The sequence below is a fragment of the Tenacibaculum sp. 190524A02b genome, assembly GCF_964036645.1.
GTDB classification, from domain to species: domain Bacteria; phylum Bacteroidota; class Bacteroidia; order Flavobacteriales; family Flavobacteriaceae; genus Polaribacter; species Polaribacter vairaonense.
In genome coordinates this window covers 4,886,950-4,905,390 of the sequence record NZ_OZ038525.1, presented here as the reverse complement: position 1 = coordinate 4,905,390, position 18,441 = coordinate 4,886,950, and the positions used below count along the sequence as shown (strand labels likewise).

Sequence of the window (18,441 nt, the reverse complement as noted above, 5' to 3'; positions counted from 1 at the left end):
TTTCTTTTTAAAATGAGGGCAGCCTCCTTACAAAACCACCCTCAAAAAATCAACTAACCAAACTTCCTTAATTAAAAGAGTGGCGCAGGGAACCACTCCTATTGAGGGGAAAACTTTAAAAAATCAAATAAACAAATTACTTCCTGCCTTTTTTTAACCTATTACTAAGATGATTACCCCTAATCATCAAAACATAGTAACACATAAACACTAACTACCTTCTCCCTCTCCCAAACCTACTTAGCAAGTATTCTGTAGCATCAGCATCCGACAATAAAGGCTCTTTCTCCTCCTTCTTCTTTTCTTCTTTAACATCTACGCCTAAAATTTTATAAAGACGAGATAGTTCTTTACTAGAAAGAGCTTTTATTACATTATGTGCTGTTTCAGCTGTCATTTTTTTTACCTGCATGTACATAAGCCTTTTACAGACCTCACACACTAATTGTCAATTAATAATTTTACAAAATGAGGGAAGCGGTATAAAAACCCTCAATACTTTACGTTTTAAGAAAATAAACAACTTATAGCCTTAATACCGCTTTTTAATTTTATCCTATAATTACTCCATTTTGGAGTTGAATATATTTCTGCATAAACATTATAACCCTATCCTCTACACCATATTTTTTTGGCACTTTACCTCTTGAAAACCAATTGGTCTCAACTGTACTCACCTCCACATTAAACTCATCAGAAATTTTCTTAAAAAAATCCTTCCTATCTTGAATTTTAGTAAATAACTGTTTTATGTTTTCTGATTTATCCATAAATTTTTAAAACATTGTAATACAATATTTATACACAACTTTACTGTATTTTTACATATATTTGCATTAATAGTTGTAGTATTACAACACAAATATATAAAAGAGTTATGCATAAAACAAATAACTTTTATACATAATTATAAATTCATTCAATCTTAACCAATAAAAAAGGTAATGAGATCAGCCGAAGAAATACGTAAAATACTGAAAGAAAACAACATAAGCGGATACAAACTTGCAAAAGACTTAAAGGTAACCCAAGTAGGTGCTGATAAGTTTTTAAATGGAGAAACAACAAAACCGTACAAAAAAACATTATTAATGTATGACGAATACATTAATAATGGATTCAAAACAAATAACTCTTATGTAAATGAAACTGAAGAAGATTACAATTCAAATGAAATCTGTGAAATTGACGGAGTTAAAATAAAACTTAAATCATTAGTATCTTATATCGCAACTAACGAAGAGAAATTTATGAATGAAAAAATATTCTCTAATATTATAGAAATAAGAGTATCAAGAAAGTTAGCAGAAATTACAGCTTCAAAGGAAAACTTATATAAGTATCTAAAAATTTAGGTTACTTCGTAACAAATCACAAAGTAACCTATATTTTATTAATCAAAATAACGTATTGACTTTAATTTTAATAAAGAAAAATTCTTATTCTTTTCAATTTCTTCCTCTTGTCGCTCTAGAATATCTAACTGCTTTTGTTTTTCATTAATTGAAACCTGACAAGTTTCCCCTAATCTACCTAAAATTTCTTTTTTCCTATTTTCCATTATTAGATATTTTTTCAAGTAAATCCCACTTCTCAACCTCTTTAGCTTCTTTAGTATTTTTCAAAACAAACCCAACTAAATCTCGTATGTTTTCTAAATGCTTTTCATCTATAACAAACGTTCTTCTTAAAAAATGATAAATAAAATAAGATATAGGCAACAATACAGCTAAAAGATACAATGTATAAACAGATATAGGAAAATCTTTTGTGACGTTAAAAACAGTATGATATAACCAAAATAATGAAACTGTAATAAACCCAATAGAAGCATGGGGCTCATACCATTTTAAAAGACCAGCCTTTTTCAATCTAGCATCTTTAACTGCAAGAAAACAGGAACTAACAAATAGCGTCATTAATATACCAAACACCCAAAGCCAATGGTTTAAACTATTTCTTCCATTAAATGAAAATGAATTTGCAATTTCTTTTCTTTTTTTACTTATTTTTCTAAAACCACTTTTCCTCTCCTTTTCATTGTAAGCTTTTATAAAAAAGTACTCTTCTTTAGTTATCTGATTAGACTTAAACAAATTATCATGCTCTAATTCTACTCTATTCCATTTCTTTTTTAACTCATCCCTTTCCTTATTCAACTTATAAATTTCTGGGTTCTTAATAGCAGGTGTAAATAAGCGATGTGGAAAAGATGCAGTTATACCTACTAACAAAAGTATAACCACAACTATACCTTTTGAATACCTTTTAACCTTCCCCGTCGTCGTCTGGATCGGTTTCTCTAATATCTCCGTCGTCCCCTGGTTCTGTAAATTTAATTTCATTCTTTTTAGTTTCTAATTCTTCTAATGTATTATCAGTACAACTGATTAAAACTACACTAGATAATACTATAAATAACAATGCTTTTTTCATTCTTTATCTTGTTTATATTCAATGAACAAAAGTAACGATTATTATATACCACCTGTGTAACTATAAGTGTATTATACTCAATAAAATTTTCAGTAAAACACATAAGAAGGGGTTTTCTTAAGTGTTCAATTTTTTTTTCTTAAAACGTATCGTAAATTTAAAACAAATTTTCAAACTGTCTAAACATTCTTTAATTTATTTATACCTTGTTTTATCTCTTTCCCGTTATTTAAATCTTCTACCATATTTAGAATTTCTTTTCTGTTTTCTTCCGTATTTGCACTTAATAAAGCTTTTTTACTTATATGATATAAGTAAAGTCTTAATCTATTAATATTATGGTCTTGATACTTTGTTCTAAGCTTTACAAATAATACTAATATGAAAAGAGAAAATACAGATACAATTGAGTAGGTAAAAACACTATAGTCACTATAACTTTGAAATACCCAATAAAACTTAAATAATGAAATGAATATTATAAACCCATGTAGAACCTTAGAGCTAAAGTTCTTTCTTTCAAAGTAAAATGACTGAAATAAATTAAATACACCGTAGACAAAAAGACACATTGCTATACCAAAATGGTACAAAAATATTTTTAAGTTTATAAAACCAAATACTTTTTTAGATTCCTTTATTTCTTTTAGTTTTTTATAAGCTAAATTTTTCTCTTTATTTATAGATATATACTCTTTGTATTCTGAAGTATCTTTTGTTAATTCTTTTAATTTCCCTAAAGCTAAAGTGTTTTGTTTTTTTAAATTATCAAATTCAGTTTGGGCAATAAACTGCTCATCACTTAAGTTTGGTATAAACTCAAATGAGAAAAATATAACCCCACAAAACAAGGCTAATATGTATGTTATATAGGTCTTAGTCTTCCGAGTTGTCGTCGTCTCCACCTCCACCTGACCCTGGTGCTGTAATTTTGTCTTTTTCGACTGCGTTAATTTTAAGTAACTCTTCATGTTCTGTTGTATTGTCAGTACAAGAAGTTAAAACTAGGCTTACAATTGCGAATACAAATAATAATTTTTTCATTGTTATGGGTGCATTTTAATTAACCCATAAAGATAACAAACCTAATTAACTGTGTACCTGTGTTTTTTTTAATAATTGTTCCTAAATAATTTCTTAACTAAAGCTATGTTATTTTTTACATTAGCTTTTTCCCTAATCCTTTCAATGACTGTGTAAAAAGAACTTTTAGATATCTTTAGCTCTTGTACTATTTCACTTGTGTCTTTTTCTTCTACTATTAACTCTAATGTTTTAAGCTCATTTGGTGATAAGGGTTTACTAAAATTCATTATTTTACTAGCCCTTGGCTTAAATAAATTGCTTTTATCTATAATTTCCTGAACATAATCAGGAATAAATTTTTCTCCTTTAGCTGCTGCCAATACTGCTTTAGGCATATTAAACGTTGGGTCTGACTTGCACACATATGAAAGCGCACCACAATCAAAAGCAATTTTAATTAAACTCTCATCTAAATGAGAAGTAAAAACTACAGTAGGTATATTAATATTCTGCTTTTGCATATACTGAAAAGCTTCTAATCCATTTAACAACTTCATTGATATGTCAAGCAATAAAACATCTGCTTCCTCTTTATTACTTTCTGCCCACTTTATTGTTTCTAATCCGTTTTTACTAACACTAACTATTTCACAGTTAAATTGACTTAAAAGAGCTTTATACCCCATCAATGTAATGTAATGATCCTCTGCAACATGAACTCTTACAACGTCTTCCATTTTATGTTAATTTCTTAATGAGCTACAAACATAAGTGATTTGAAAAAATATTTTTGTAGAGGAAACCCTTAGACGAGCTATTTTTCTATAAAAAAAACACCTATTTATATTGACTCTAAATAAAAAACACTGATTTACAATGAAAAATAAAAAAAAGACACCTAACCTAGATGCCTTTTTCCTAAAACGTAAATACCTTACCTTACTAAAATCATCTCAACACCTTCTCAACATTAGACTCATAAAGAGCAAGAAAATCAGACTCTTTAATAACCCTAATACTTTGCCCTTTAGCTTGTAAGTTTTCAGCTTTTAAATGTTTTGAGCTTTTCTTTTTCCCCGATAACTTAGTAATATCCTGATCACCAACAACCAAAAGAGTTGTCTTTTTAGTAACACTATTATCAACCTTACACCCTATTTCAGACGCAAGCACAGACGCCTCTTTTCTAGGTATTTGTAAAGAACCCGTAAATACTAATACCTCACCATACAAGTTACCGTTAGGATTTCCTTCTTTTGAAATAGAATTATCATAAGAACCACCATTTAATGAAATTGGCTTATCAATTCTAATAATCCAATCATCTAACGTATTCTCTGTTTCTTTAATAGCAGAAATTAGAATATGTGCCGCCGCTTTTGCATCTTCTAAAGCATCGTGATGTTTAAAAACATACCCTAACTTATCACAAACATTAGCCAATCCATAACCTTTATAAGAAAATTCACCCCAACACCTTCTTGCAACCTTAGCTGTATCCACCCATTTAACTGGAATTATTGGCAAACCATACTTCAGACAAACCTTATTTAATGAAACCCTATCAAAATGTGTATGACAAACACCAACATTTCCTTCCAAGTGTTCTTTTAAAAAATCATAAACATCAGGAAAAACAGGACTCCCTTCTACATCACTTTCAGTAATTTTATGAACTGATTCGTTCCAATAATCAAAATAATCCTCCGGATTAATTAAACTAGACCACTCCTTTACTATTTCACCCTTATCATAAACTACAAAACCTATTTGACAAATAGAAGCCATATCCGAGTTTGCAGTTTCTACATCTATCGCTAAAAAATCCATTATGATAAATTTTTTAGTTTCTCTAAATCCATAGTAAACAACACTCTTACACCAGTTTTACTACAAGTTAAAACCAGTTCTTTATCTAGATCAATATCTAAATCTTCACCTCTAAGAGCCTGCCATTTCGCTACATAATTCAAAGCACCTATTTTCTCTTTCATTTTTAAAACTTTATCGACACCACCTTTATACCCTAAAGCTGGCAACTCTCCTCTTTTAGCTTTTTCAACTAATTCAGGGTATTTCAAACCTAGAGACCTTCCTATTTCATAATTCTTAATCAATCCCTTATCTTCTTTTTCCCATGTTTCCTTCCAAGTTAAATTCTCCCTATCAGGCTCTTTAAAACTTCTATAAATTTTTGTCATCTTATAATTTGTTTAGTTATTGATTTATATCTACCGAATTTAACTATTTCACCACCATTAACAAAATATTTAAATTCTAATCAACTAACCTTAAAAAACAAACACTAAAAACAACTTAAACCAATTCTTTTTTATGAAAATTACTCAAACTATTCCACATTTTTTTTTATTATAATTTCCTATTTTTACATCTTAATTCAGTACACTATTTGGTACACTATTTGACTTAAAAACACATAAAATCGATGTTTATATAAACGTAAATACTGGGCTTAACCCCCAAAAAAGTACGACATCGCTTTTCATAACCCTGAGGTCGGCAGTTCAAATCTGCTCCTCGCTACTACAAAAACCATTAGTTTTTACTAATGGTTTTTTTTATGCTTTTACTTTTAAAAACTACTCAATTTTGCTACTTCCTATTAATAAACTTAACTTAATACTAAATTATTTCACTCCTTAAGACGAATAAAAAGTAAAAAAAATTGTGATTACATAACAAAAGCGACTCTAAGTTAAAAAAGAAAAGTTTATTAGTTAATAAAGATAAAAAAACTTACATATTAAAACCTTAAACACTTAAAAAAAACAAAATTAAAACATAGATTAAATTACCCATATTCACTTTTTTGTTAGGGTAAATTAATTCCTAACTGTTTAATAGCACAGAAACGAAAAATATTTCAACATGATTTTAAAAAACTATATTTTATTTATTTTTTTGATCATCGTTGGCATTTCAACCCCCTTAAATGCACAAACGAGTGATGAACAAATTGACCCAGGACTTGCTGGTAGTTTTAATGTAGAAAAGTTTGACTACTTACTAGATGAAAAAATTAAACTTCCTGGACTTGCTAACTTTGAAAAGTACAACATTAGAATTAGAGCTAATGTAAGAGCTCCAAAAGCTAACGGAACATTCCCTTTAGTTCTTATTATGCATGGAAAGCATAATACATGCTATGTAAAAGAAGGGTCTAATGGATTTGAATTATTTCCTTGTGATGGACCAAACTTAAACTCTTTAGGAGACTCTAAGGAAATTCCTAATCATGCTGGCTATGACTATTTATTAGACTTCTTAGCATCTCATGGTTATATAGCTGTTTCAGTTGACACTAACGATATTTTAATGGCTAACTTTATTGAAAGAGGTAACCAAAACCCTTTTAGAGATGAAGCCATGCAAGCTAGAGCTGAATTATTACAAGCACACTTAGATCTATTAAAAAATGCTAATAATAATGCTCAATTATTAAATGGTAATTTTGTAAGCAAAATAGATTTTAATAACATTATAACTGTAGGGCACTCTAGAGGAGGAGAAGGTGTTGTTAGTCATTTTATACACAACGCAAAACAACAAAACCCATATAGTATTAAAGGTGTATTTGCAGTAGCCCCAACAAATTACAATAACTTTAGTCATCCAGAAATGACCTATGCTGTAATGTTACCTTATTGTGATGGTGACTTAACTGATTTACCGGGTATTTGGAATTATGACAGACAAACTGAAGTTAGTAATAAAGCGGCTCATCAAATCTTATTAAAAGGTGCCAATCATAACTATTTTAATACTGTATGGACTCCTAATATGTTCCCTGCTGCTACTTTTGATGATTGGGAAAGTTTAACTAGGAACGACCAAAACAAAGGTGCTTTCTGTGGAAACAACAGCAACAGATTTGGTCCAACTAAACAAAGAAATATTTTAAAAGCGTATTTGCATTCTTTTATAAAGAAATATGTAGATAACAACAATAAATATGCTGAGCCAATTTTAGGAACTAACATTGAAGCTCCTTCTACTACTCAATTAGTAAATAACGAAGTGCATGTATCTTACCAAGCTCCTAAAGAAGAAAAAGTATTAATTCATAGAGTAAAGGACGCTCAAACAACCAGTCAAACTTCTACTGGAGGAAGCATTACTCATAATGGAATTAATTTAAAAGTTTGTGGAAATACTTTATGTGGTGATGCTAGATACGATGATCACAATAACCCAAATGAAAATGAAGGGCTACCTCGTATTATTGCTTCATGGGAAAATACTAGAGAGGGATGGTTTGAATTATCTATACCTAATAGCTTGAGAAATGCTAGCAAGTATACACACTTAACTTTTAGAACAGGTTATACTGCACAACCGCCTTGGCAAATAAATAGAAACAACGGAGATCCAAAGGATTTTGTAATCAAAATTACAGATTTAAACGGTCAAAGTACTGAAACAACAGTTACTAAGTTTTCATCTGCATTATACCACCCGCAAGGAACTTACGGTAATGTTACCCCTCATAATGTAGCAAATACTGTTGCTATTCCTATGGAAGCATTTCAAGGAGTTGATTTTAGTTCTGTAGCTTCAATTCGATTTGTATTCAATCAATCTGATGCTGGTGAGGTATACTTTACTGATTTTGCATTCACTAATTACAATGGTGGTTCAGGAGATCCTCTTAGCACTGAAGATAATTATATAGTTGACAAATTAGCTTTAAACTTATTCCCTAACCCAGCTAAAGATATTATTAATATAAGACATGGAGCAGAAATAAACAGTGTTAAAGTGGTTAACTTAAATGGTCAAGTTTTATATACCAATAAATTTGAAGATCATAAAAAGCAAAAAGCTATTACTGTAACAGATTTCGCTAGAGGTATTTACTTAGTGATCATTAATAATAAACATCATAAAAAGCTAATACTTAACTAATAGCTTTTAATACTCACAGTGAAATAAACAACAAGTTCACTCTATAATTCTAGATCCAAGTTCAAGAAACAGGAAACCTTTAGCCGGTGTGTTTCCTGTTTTTTTATGCACTCTTTCTAATCAGAAGTTCAACTTAACCCAAACTTTGTACTACTTCTTTTTATGTAAAGACAAACACCTTACTTAATCGTTTTATCAAAACATAAAAAAACTAAACAATCAGTTTATGTTAAACAAATTAAAATTTTTAACCCTTTTATTAATTATTTTAGGTGTAAGTACCTCATTAAACTCACAAACTAACCCCAAACAAATTGACCCTGGACTTTACGGGAACTTTAAAGTAGATAATTTTGACTACGAATTTGGAACTACAAAACTCCCAAGCCTTCCTAACTCTAATAAATATGATATAAGAATACGAGCCAATGCAAGATTTCCTAGAGGAAATGGCTCCTTTCCTTTAGTTGTAATTATGCATGGTAAACACCATACCTGTTATGTAACTGGAAACTCGAAAAGCTTCCCTATCTTTCCTTGTGACGGTCCAAACTCTAGCTCTTTGGGGAATTCTCAAGAAATTCCAAATCATGCTGGATACGACTATTTATTAGACTTTTTAGCTTCTCATGGCTATATTGCTATTTCTGTTGATACTAATGATATTTTAACAGCTACTTATATAGAAAGACCTGATTTCAGTAATACTTTTAGAGATGAATCTATGAAGGCAAGAGCTGAGTTGCTTCAACAACACCTTGACATCTGGAAAAAAATAAATGATACTCCTGGTCAATTTAATAACAAAATAGATTTCAATAATATTGTAACTGTAGGACATTCTAGAGGAGGCGAAGGTGTTGTTAGTCATTTTATACACAATGCCAAACAAAAACATCCATATAATATCAAAGGCGTTTTTGCTGTTGCTCCCACTAATTATAATAATTTTAGTCATCCAGATATGAACTATGCAGTAATACTTCCTTACTGTGATGGTGATTTAACAGATCTACCTGGCTTATGGAATTATGACAGACAAACAGAGATCAGTAATAAACCTGTGCATCAAATTTTATTAAAAGGAGCTAATCATAATTATTTCAATACTGTTTGGACTCCTAATTTATTCCCTGCTGGAACAACTGATGACTGGGAACATTTTACAAAAGACAGCAAAGAAAAAGGTGCTTTTTGTGGTAATGATAAAAATCGGTTTTCTGCTTCTAAACAAAGAAATGTTTTAAAAGCATATTTACACTCGTTTCTTAAAAAGTATATTAATAATGATAACCAATATAGTGAACCTATTTTAGGAACTAATAAATCTGCTCCAAAATCAACTCAATTAGGTAACAACGAGGTACACATATCTTACCAAGCTCCTAAACATGAAAAAGTATTAATACACAGAGTTAAAGATTCTCAAAATTCATTTAATACATCTAGTGGCGGTAGAATATCTCATAATGAATTAAAATTAAAAGTATGCGCAAACGGCTGCTTAAGTGAAGGGTTGGATGACCATAAATCCAATTTCAATCAAGGTCTTCCACGTATTATTGCTTCATGGCAAAATACCAAACAAGCATGGCTTGAATTATCAATTCCGTGGAGATTACGAAATATTTCTAGATACACACATTTAACCTTTAGAGCTGGTTATACAGCACAACCACCTTGGAAAATTAACAATAATGGACCTAATGAATTCACCATTAGAATTACCGATACCAACGGAAGAACTTCTGAAACTACGGTAAATAAATTTTCTTCCGCTTTATACGCTCCTCCAGGAACGTTTGGTACAGTAACCCCGCACAATATTGCTAATACTGTTGCCATACCAATGAGTGCTTTTAAAAATATTGACCCAAGAAATATTACCTCTATTCGTTTTATCTTTAATCATTCAATTAGTGGTGAGGTACATTTTACAGACGTTGCTTTTGCTAATTATAGTAACAGAAGCAATCGTAACTTCAAAGAAACTGCTAACACTAACGATTATAATATAAGTGATAGATTAGATTTAAACATCTTCCCTAATCCTGCAAAAGACTTAGTCAATGTAAATCATAATTCAACAATAGAAAATGTTTCAATTGTAAACTTAAACGGACAAATTTTATATAAAAATGAATTTAAGAACAGTCAAAACAAACAATCTATACCTGTTAATAATTTGGCAAGAGGTGTTTATTTAATTGTAATCAATAATAAACATCATAGAAAACTAGTTTTAAACTAAGATTCGTATAATTTAAACTTAAAAGCAGGAAACTTCATAAATTATGATTTGTTTCCTGCTTGCTTTATCAAACTAAATAATTTAATCTTTTTCTTTTGGTATTGAATCACTACTCACAAACCATCCTTCAGGACTAACTCCCAAGGTAATTCCTCCCCAAAAGTGAACATCTTTACCATTTATGTATTCTTTTGTTCTTAATGACAATGCATATTTCAAATAAAATCTATTTGCTATTAATAGGTTTACACCTGCATCAAATTCAAAAATAAAGCGTTCCATATCTTCACGTGCTATTTTATGTACACTATTATCATTAAACAACAAGCCCTCTAGAGCTGTATTATAACCAACATACCTAACTTTTGGTCGCATATATAAATTGAGTCGAAAGTTTTTATTTCTACGACTTCCCCCATCTACTTTATTTAATGGCATAACCACATTATTTATACCCAAAGTAGGATAAGCATTTATATTCAATAACTCCAGAAATAAACCAGCATCAACATTTATCATATAACTTCCTAAAGCACCACCTAACATCAACTTAGGCTTAAAATAATTCACCGTTTTTTCGCTATTTAAATCTAGCAAAGACCTAAGGTATCTTATGTTATAATTCATTATAAAAGCGCCATCAAAACCTATTTGATTATTCCAACCATTTGGATTAGGCCTTGTACTACCAAAAGCATTTACATCGTGTAAAAAATATTGAATTTTTCCTGGTCCCGAACTCCCTACTAAACCAAAGAAAAGTTTAGAGGAAATACTGCTTTTTCCATCAGCAGACATTGCTAGTTTTCCTAACGAAAAATATACCAATGAAGAATAGGGCCTATCATCGTATAAAACTTCAGTCGCCTCTAGGTCTCGTGGTGTATAACCTAAACCTCCTAATGAGATTGTTTGATAATTTGTTCCATTTGAAAAACGAAAAAAAGGCTGCCATACATTTATTTCTTTAAAAACAAACTCCAAGTTTAAACCACCTGTATAATTTTCATCTCTATTATTTAATCCCAAAAAGTCGTTTTCATGTGTTATAAAAAATTGTAATCCGCCGCTCTGTGAATAAGAATAACTACCTATAAACATTAATAATAACAATGCTATTTTCTTCATAATAAATGGTTAGTTTCCATAAATTTAAGAAATCGAACCAGTTAAACCAAAAAGGATTTTCATTCTCTACTACAATTAAATAAAGGGTTAATTTGCATTTATCAGAGCTCCAGAGCCAGGGTTACTAAATGAAATTTCAGGGGTTCCTTTATAATAAACCCTTCCACTTCCTGGGATAGAAACTTTTAGTTTAGAACTCACAGACACTTCACATATACCACTACCCGGAATACTTACATTGCAATTTTTTGTCAATGCATTATACCCTTTATAATCTCCACTTCCTACAATACTTATACTAGTATTTTCTATTTTTAATTGCTTATTTAACCTTATAGAACCTGAACCAGTTATACTAGACCTTAATTCTTCTACTCCTTTAAACTCATTAAGTATAATGTCTCCACTCCCAACTAATTCAAGGTATAATGCAGACTGTTCTTTAAAATTTTCTATGCGTATTTTATCTGAGCCATAAGATCTAACATCTTTTAAGGTTGGAAGTGTTAATCTTATATTTAAGTTATAATCATTAAAACAATTACTTTCTAGCTTTATATAGCAAGCATCCTTAACTACATTAAAACTTAAATACTCATCAACAATGTTAGCGTCACCATCTACCTCAACTTTAAATTCATCTCCTTGCACAATAGTTATATTAGATTTATTATAGCTAAAAATTCTGGTAAAAGGTGATAATGTTATCGTTTTAGATTTTTGTTCTCCACTTCCATTAATACAGTCCTCATTACTACAAGAAGTAAATGTTGTAAGTACAATAGTTAATAGAAAAAAAGCGAATAGTTGTTTTGTTATATTCATGATTTTGTTTTTTGAACAAAAAAAGTATAACTAAGACTAATCAACGTCTCACTGCTTCCCATGAGACAACTAAAACAACTATTTAACAGTATTTTTATACTGTGTAGGAGACATCCCTGTTTCTTTTTTAAACACTCTATAAAAACTAGCCTTAGATTTAAATCCACATTCATAAGCCAATCCTTCTATCGTTAAGTTTTTATACTCCGAAAGATTGATATATTGTTTAAACGTTTTTATCCTATGAGAATTTATAAAATCATAAAAAGTAGTACTTAAGTATTTGTTAAATAAAGCTGATAGTTTTTTATTGGTAGTTCCTATTTCTTTTGCCAATAGATCAAGTGTTAATTCTGGATTTAAATAGAGCTTCTCCTTACCCATTACTTTCTGAAGTTTTTCTTCCAAAACCTTAAAGTCTGTATTCAAATTTGAATTTACAGACTTATTCCCTACTCGTTCCTTTTTTTCTTCTAACAAAAAATATGGTATTAAAATAGTTGACTTTTGTGTTCCGTAGTATGCCATAATAAACAAGCTAATCACCAAAGAAGACACCACTAAGTTTTGAGTTCGAAAATGAAATATATCAAAAAGTATTTGTGAACTAGCAAAAAAGATATCTAGCGAAATTACAACAATAATAAACGTAAAAACATACCTAACCCAAATAAAATTACCTTCTATTTCAAATGACAGTTTATTTTTTGATAAAGCTAAAGCGTTTTTTAATTCTCTCAACCCTAAATAAAGATATGTTAAAAATATACAATCAGAGAAAATCCTAACCACACCATTATAACCACTTATAATTTTTCCAAAAAAAACAAAACTAGCTCCATCTGAAACTTTGTATATATATATTGGTATCGCTAAAAAAATGAGAAACACCAAAAATGGGGTAAAAAGCCTCAGTTCTTTTACCAAAAATTGGCTTCTTTTATAAAACAATGTTCTTACATATAATAAAAGTAAAGGACCAATAATTAATTTAGCAGTATAAGCTGGTAAGAAACTTATCAATGCTCCAATTCTTAATTTATGGATATAAGAATACGATTCAAGCAACACAAAAAATACTAAAACAAGGATTCCCATTAAAATACTTTTAGAAGCTCTTTTTTCTTTTGATTTAAACAAAATGAATAAGTAAACCCAAACGGTAAAAAAACCTAGTATAAAAATAAAGTCATAAAACAATTTCATATTTAAGCTCATTTTATTTTCAGCAAATATAATTTTCTTCTAAAAGGAAACTAAGGTTTTAATGTTAAAACAAACAGCTCTATTTATTTCATAGAATCCTCAATAACCTTATATAAACCTCTCCTCTTTTCTCTTTTGAATATTAAGTTTTATATACCTCCACAAATTTGAGGAGTCATAATTTCCACAATATACAGGATTGACAACACTGACTTATATTTTGACATTTGTAATCAAATATTTAACAATAATAATTATGAAAACCACAATTACAATTGAATTCGACAATCAAAAAGAAAGTATTGAAAAAATGCTATTAAGTACAGATCCAAATGAAAAAGAGGACCCTAAACCAGAAGAAGGAGATAATACAGTAAATGCAGGAGAACCAGATGACGAAGGTGACATAAAAGAATTTGATGAATAAATAACTTTAGTAACCGCAATGGATCTTGAAAAGGCTTTACGTATCTTTAAAACTTAAGAAAAGTAAAAGCCTTTTTTATATTTGTAGTTACCCCCGAAAAAAAACAAATCATGAAACAAATACTCTTTCTATCATGCTTTTTTCACTTCTTACTAGGATCTGCCCAACAACAAGTTGATAGTTTGCAACAAGTATTACCACAACAAAAAGGGTCGGAAAAAGTACAAACATTAAATGAGCTATCTTGGTTACTGAGAAAAAAGAAAGATTCGTCTGGAATTATATATGCATTAAAAGCCTTACAATTAAGTAAACAGCAAAATTACTATTTAGGAATTTCAGATGCTTACAATCGTTTAGGAGGAATTTCTAAACAACGAGGTCATCTAATACAATCAAAAAAATATTATGAAAAAGCCTTACAAATTGATTCTACCCAAAAATACACTTACGGAATTGCCAGAGCTAACAATCAATTAGGTCGTATTTTAAGTTTACAAGGAAAAAAGTTAGCCGCAATAGCACATTACACCAATAGTTTAGAAGCGTTTACAACACTTAAAAAAAACAAGCAAGCAGCTACTGTTGCTATAAACATTGGTACTTTATACAGCACATACAATGCACATAAAGAAGCGTTAACTTATTATTTAAAAGCTTTAGACTTTAGTAAAAAAGAAAGTAGCCCTCTACAAATCGCATATATTTATAGATATTTAGGGTTCACTCAAAAAAGGCTTAAAAATTATACAGAAGCACTAACCTATTTTCAAGAAGCAGCAACAATATATCATCAAAAAAATAGCTTAGAAAAAGTTACTGATATGGAAATCAATATCGCTGCTACTTACGATCATCTTAACAAAGATCAACAAGCTTTAGAGCAATATTATAAAACATTACGTTTTATCAATACACATAATTTAGGTGACAAAGGTGCATTATATCATAATTTAGCTACACTCTATAGAAAACTAGAAAAAAGAGACTCTGCTTTTCACTATTATAAATCTAGCATACAAGAGTTTTCAAAAACAAAAAACGAAAACAAATTGCTGGTCTCTTATAACAATATTGGAAACTTATTTTACGATGATGGTAAGTATACAAAAGCCCTAGATTACCTTAACAAGAGTTTAGATTTACAACATAATAGTAAAGATTCTTCTATGCTAGGATACACCTATACTTCTATATCTAAAGTGTATCGAAAACTAAACAATTACCCAAAAGCTTATGCGTATAAAGATTCTAGTTATCAAGTTGAAAAACAAGAGTTTTTAAAAATTAAAAAAGCAGACCGTTATGAAGTTGCTTATATTAATGAGAAAAAAAAATTAGCAGCAGCCATTAGCAAGCAAAAAATTACAGAAACACAAACAGAAAAAAAGAACATATTTATAATAGCACTGCTAATTACAATAGTGCTACTAGCTATTTTATTTTTTTACATGGTAAAAGCTAAAAAACAAAAAGAACAAAAACTAATTATTGCTCATGAAAAAGAAATTCAGGAACAGGAGTTTCAAGAATTGATAAAAATGCAAAAACTAAATGCCATAATACAAGAACAAAAACTTACAGAGCTATTAAAAACTCAAGAGCTTGATATTATGCATGCAATGATTAGCGGTGAAGAAGAAGAACGAAAACGTATTGGTAAAGAACTACATGATAACCTAGGTAGCAAACTATCATTAGTTAAAATTTACTATCAAGCTGCAACTAAAAATGCGAATACTAGTACACAAGATGCTTATATGAAAGCGCACCAGTTACTAGATGAAGCTTGCAAAACAGTACGTGACATTTCTCATAATATGCTATCAGGAACTTTACCTAATTTTGGATTAATGCCAGCTTTACAAGAACTCAAACAAACTTTTGAAAACGCTTGTGTTAAACAAAACAAAAAAGCAATAAATATTCAATTAACTTCTTATAAGCTGGATGACCGATTAGAAAGCTCTATGGAAATACAGATTTATAGAGTCATACAAGAGTTACTCAATAATATTTTAAAACACGCGCAAGCAACGCAGGTAGCCATACAATTATTAAAGCGTGAAGAAGAACTAAATATTGTTGTTGAAGATAACGGTATTGGCTTTGAAACTACCCAACAACATAAAGGAGTTGGACTAAAAAATATATATTCCAGAATTCAAAGTATAAAAGGAACTTGTAACATAGATTCTGGAAAAGGAAATGGTACTACCATTACTATTGATATCCCTATAAAAAACACCTATACCAATGAAACTTAAAACTCCCATACATATTATTATTGTGGATGATCATAAAATGTTTATCCAAGGACTAAAAGCCTTACTACAAGATCACCCACATATTATAGTATTAGACGAAGCTTATAACGGAGAAGACGCCATAACTTTATTAAAAAAACATCAAAAAGAAGTAGACATTTTAGTTTTAGATATTGAAATGCCTATAATGAATGGTGTGGATACACTTAAAACGATAACAAAGTTAGCCCTACCTATTAAAACTCTTATGCTTACCACACACAGTGAAGGTAATTTTATAAAACAATTAATTAGTGCTGGTGCTAATGGGTACATGCTTAAAGATAAAAGTGCCGAAGAATTTGTAAATGCTTTAGAAGCGGTAATGTATGAAGGTAAATACCTCAAAGGTGAAGTACTCGACAAATATATCAAAGCCAATGAAACACCTCAACCTAAGCCATTACATTTAACCAAGAGAGAAGTAGAAGTATTACAATTAATAGCCACAGACCACACCTCTGGAGAAATTGCACTTAAACTGCATATAGAAGTTAGTACAGTACAAACCTATCGTAGAAATTTAATTGAAAAAATAGGCGTTAAAAGCTCACACGGATTGGTAAAGTTTGCTATTGAACGAAATTATATATAGGATTATTTAGGATTAAAAAAATAACATTTTGTATAACCAAACTCTTATAGAAAACTTATTTTTCGCATCCTACAAAAAAAAACACAAAACACTGACTTAAAACACATTAAACACAAAAACTAGGCTTTACGGTTGTGACTTATATCATTTTGGAATGTATTCACAACGAGTTAGGAGTTGTCTAGCTGGTCCATTTTGTTGTGACTCACATCAATTTGGAATGTATTCACAACTAAATATTAATTACTTGCAACTACTTTTTCGTTGTGACTCACATCAATTTGGAAGGTATTCACAACACCTCATAACAATTGCCACCTATCCAATAGGTTGTGACTCACATCATTTTGGAAGGTATTCACAGCAATATTTAATTATGAATAATAAAAACTCACGTCACTGCGAAAAACGTAATGAAATGAAGTTTTGCGGCAGTCTACCTCTTAAAAAACAGATTACTTCATAGCTCCATAAATTACGCTATTCGTAATAACTCATTTTTACGTTGTGACTCATCTCTGTTTGAAAGATACTCTCAACGGAGAGATGTAGAACGATATTCTGGCAGAAGTTGTGACTCATCTCGGTTTGGTAGGTATTCACAACAAACCTCACAGGTCTTTGAGACCTGTGAGGTTTTTTTATATCCAAAACTCAATCCAACACCTTCAAAAAATATTTAAACACCCAAAACTCCTCAAATTTGAGGAGCCTTTTTCCTCCCCAATATTGGGCTGTTCTCATGTTATCATTTCTAGCAAATTTGTAATCATAACAATTAACTACTTAACCATGAAAAGCGCATTATTGATTAAAACAAACCACTACGCTACAAATCCTTTAAAACATGCATTAGTAAAGCTAATCGTATTCATCTTGGTTTTTTACTAATGAGGAAGCCCGATTAACCACTTCTAAAACATTGGAGACAATTAAACAAAAAAACAATTTGTAACATGAAAGATACACTTATTTGCTACGGTGCTGGTATAGGCATTCCTAAACTTATCTTTGAAGTAAAAATAGCTATTAGTGATTATGATGGCGCAGCTGCAATAACTTCTTGTTTAAAAGATGTATCCATGCGTATAGGTATGGAAGAAGGTATTGGTGTTTTTGTAGGAATTGGTATTATCACCTACCAATTAACCTCCTACCTTATATCACATTATTACAAAGATAAAATAGAAAGAGATCGCTTAGAACTCAAGTTAAAAGACATTGATGCTGTTCAAGCACAAATAGACACCTATCTAATATCTAAACCCTTACGAAAAAAGCTAAAATCAAATTACTTAGTTCCTAATTAATCAAA

20 protein-coding genes are annotated in these 18,441 nt (G+C 30.1%); 8 read left to right on the top strand and 12 right to left on the bottom strand.

The window, feature by feature from the left end; genetic code table 11:
* Positions 1 to 214: 214 nt before the first annotated feature.
* Together ABNT65_RS20210 and ABNT65_RS20205 are read right to left on the bottom strand one after the other, a co-directional pair.
* Positions 215 to 412, bottom strand: coding sequence for a hypothetical protein (locus ABNT65_RS20210; RefSeq protein ID WP_348746722.1), 198 nt, complete (start codon positions 410 to 412; stop codon positions 215 to 217).
* A 139-nt stretch (positions 413 to 551) separates the two neighbouring features.
* Positions 552 to 770 carry a hypothetical protein gene (locus ABNT65_RS20205; protein ID WP_348738421.1) on the bottom strand — a complete coding sequence of 73 codons (219 nt, stop codon included), beginning with the start codon at positions 768 to 770 and terminating at the stop codon, positions 552 to 554.
* Between the two features lie 174 nt (positions 771 to 944).
* Between ABNT65_RS20205 and ABNT65_RS20200 the strand changes: the two genes are divergently transcribed.
* Positions 945 to 1,355, top strand: coding sequence for a hypothetical protein (locus ABNT65_RS20200; protein WP_348746721.1), 411 nt, complete (start codon positions 945 to 947; stop codon positions 1,353 to 1,355).
* A gap of 38 nt (positions 1,356 to 1,393) precedes the next feature.
* Here ABNT65_RS20200 and ABNT65_RS20195 read toward each other — a convergent pair whose 3' ends face one another.
* The 7 genes from ABNT65_RS20195 to ABNT65_RS20165 all read right to left on the bottom strand — a co-directional run bounded on the left by ABNT65_RS20195 (position 1,394) and on the right by ABNT65_RS20165 (position 5,663).
* Positions 1,394 to 1,561 (bottom strand): hypothetical protein, encoded by a 168-nt coding sequence (locus ABNT65_RS20195; protein ID WP_348738418.1) that lies wholly within the window; start codon positions 1,559 to 1,561, stop codon positions 1,394 to 1,396.
* On the bottom strand, positions 1,551 to 2,246 hold the full coding sequence (locus ABNT65_RS20190) for a hypothetical protein (RefSeq protein WP_348746720.1): 696 nt from the start codon (positions 2,244 to 2,246) through the stop codon (positions 1,551 to 1,553). The genes ABNT65_RS20195 and ABNT65_RS20190 overlap by 11 nt, the downstream gene beginning before the upstream one ends.
* A gap of 22 nt (positions 2,247 to 2,268) precedes the next feature.
* Positions 2,269 to 2,436: a hypothetical protein gene (locus ABNT65_RS20185; protein ID WP_348746719.1), complete on the bottom strand. Its 168-nt coding sequence runs from the start codon at positions 2,434 to 2,436 to the stop codon at positions 2,269 to 2,271.
* A gap of 179 nt (positions 2,437 to 2,615) precedes the next feature.
* The gene (locus ABNT65_RS20180) at positions 2,616 to 3,407 is read right to left on the bottom strand and encodes a hypothetical protein (protein WP_348746718.1); all 792 of its coding nucleotides are present in this window, start codon (positions 3,405 to 3,407) and stop codon (positions 2,616 to 2,618) included.
* Positions 3,408 to 3,548: 141 nt separating this feature from the next.
* Positions 3,549 to 4,199 (bottom strand): response regulator transcription factor, encoded by a 651-nt coding sequence (locus tag ABNT65_RS20175; protein ID WP_348746717.1) that lies wholly within the window; start codon positions 4,197 to 4,199, stop codon positions 3,549 to 3,551.
* 211 nt (positions 4,200 to 4,410) lie between these two features.
* The gene (locus ABNT65_RS20170) at positions 4,411 to 5,292 is read right to left on the bottom strand and encodes an exonuclease domain-containing protein (RefSeq protein WP_348746716.1); all 882 of its coding nucleotides are present in this window, start codon (positions 5,290 to 5,292) and stop codon (positions 4,411 to 4,413) included.
* Positions 5,292 to 5,663, bottom strand: coding sequence for a hypothetical protein (locus tag ABNT65_RS20165; protein WP_348703974.1), 372 nt, complete (start codon positions 5,661 to 5,663; stop codon positions 5,292 to 5,294). Before ABNT65_RS20165 ends, ABNT65_RS20170 begins: the two co-directional genes overlap by 1 nt.
* 688 nt (positions 5,664 to 6,351) lie before the next feature.
* On the opposite strand from ABNT65_RS20165, the gene ABNT65_RS20160 reads away from it, so the two are divergent.
* Positions 6,352 to 8,388 carry a T9SS type A sorting domain-containing protein gene (locus ABNT65_RS20160; RefSeq protein WP_348746715.1) on the top strand — a complete coding sequence of 679 codons (2,037 nt, stop codon included), beginning with the start codon at positions 6,352 to 6,354 and terminating at the stop codon, positions 8,386 to 8,388.
* A gap of 226 nt (positions 8,389 to 8,614) precedes the next feature.
* Positions 8,615 to 10,639: a T9SS type A sorting domain-containing protein gene (locus tag ABNT65_RS20155; protein ID WP_348746714.1), complete on the top strand. Its 2,025-nt coding sequence runs from the start codon at positions 8,615 to 8,617 to the stop codon at positions 10,637 to 10,639.
* 81 nt (positions 10,640 to 10,720) lie between these two features.
* Here the strand turns inward: ABNT65_RS20155 and ABNT65_RS20150 are convergent, their stop codons facing one another.
* From ABNT65_RS20150 to ABNT65_RS20140, 3 genes are all read right to left on the bottom strand, one after another.
* Positions 10,721 to 11,767: a lipid A-modifier LpxR family protein gene (locus ABNT65_RS20150; protein ID WP_348746713.1), complete on the bottom strand. Its 1,047-nt coding sequence runs from the start codon at positions 11,765 to 11,767 to the stop codon at positions 10,721 to 10,723.
* Positions 11,768 to 11,854: 87 nt separating this feature from the next.
* Positions 11,855 to 12,592, bottom strand: a complete 738-nt coding sequence (locus ABNT65_RS20145) for a head GIN domain-containing protein (protein WP_348746712.1) — start codon at positions 12,590 to 12,592, stop codon at positions 11,855 to 11,857.
* Between the two features lie 78 nt (positions 12,593 to 12,670).
* Entirely contained in the window at positions 12,671 to 13,798 is a 1,128-nt protein-coding gene (locus tag ABNT65_RS20140) for a helix-turn-helix domain-containing protein (protein WP_348746711.1), read from the bottom strand.
* Positions 13,799 to 14,054: 256 nt separating this feature from the next.
* Between ABNT65_RS20140 and ABNT65_RS20135 the strand changes: the two genes are divergently transcribed.
* The 5 genes from ABNT65_RS20135 to ABNT65_RS20115 all read left to right on the top strand — a co-directional run bounded on the left by ABNT65_RS20135 (position 14,055) and on the right by ABNT65_RS20115 (position 18,436).
* Positions 14,055 to 14,225 carry a hypothetical protein gene (locus ABNT65_RS20135; protein WP_348738403.1) on the top strand — a complete coding sequence of 57 codons (171 nt, stop codon included), beginning with the start codon at positions 14,055 to 14,057 and terminating at the stop codon, positions 14,223 to 14,225.
* 110 nt (positions 14,226 to 14,335) lie between these two features.
* Positions 14,336 to 16,492 (top strand): sensor histidine kinase, encoded by a 2,157-nt coding sequence (locus tag ABNT65_RS20130; RefSeq protein ID WP_348738402.1) that lies wholly within the window; start codon positions 14,336 to 14,338, stop codon positions 16,490 to 16,492.
* Positions 16,482 to 17,126, top strand: a complete 645-nt coding sequence (locus ABNT65_RS20125; RefSeq protein ID WP_348738401.1) for a response regulator transcription factor — start codon at positions 16,482 to 16,484, stop codon at positions 17,124 to 17,126. The genes ABNT65_RS20130 and ABNT65_RS20125 overlap by 11 nt, the downstream gene beginning before the upstream one ends.
* A 220-nt stretch (positions 17,127 to 17,346) precedes the next feature.
* Complete coding sequence (locus tag ABNT65_RS20120; protein WP_348746710.1) at positions 17,347 to 17,592, top strand: hypothetical protein; 246 nt, start codon at positions 17,347 to 17,349, stop codon at positions 17,590 to 17,592.
* A 490-nt stretch (positions 17,593 to 18,082) separates the two neighbouring features.
* Positions 18,083 to 18,436 carry a hypothetical protein gene (locus ABNT65_RS20115; RefSeq protein WP_348738399.1) on the top strand — a complete coding sequence of 118 codons (354 nt, stop codon included), beginning with the start codon at positions 18,083 to 18,085 and terminating at the stop codon, positions 18,434 to 18,436.
* Positions 18,437 to 18,441 lie beyond the last annotated feature (5 nt).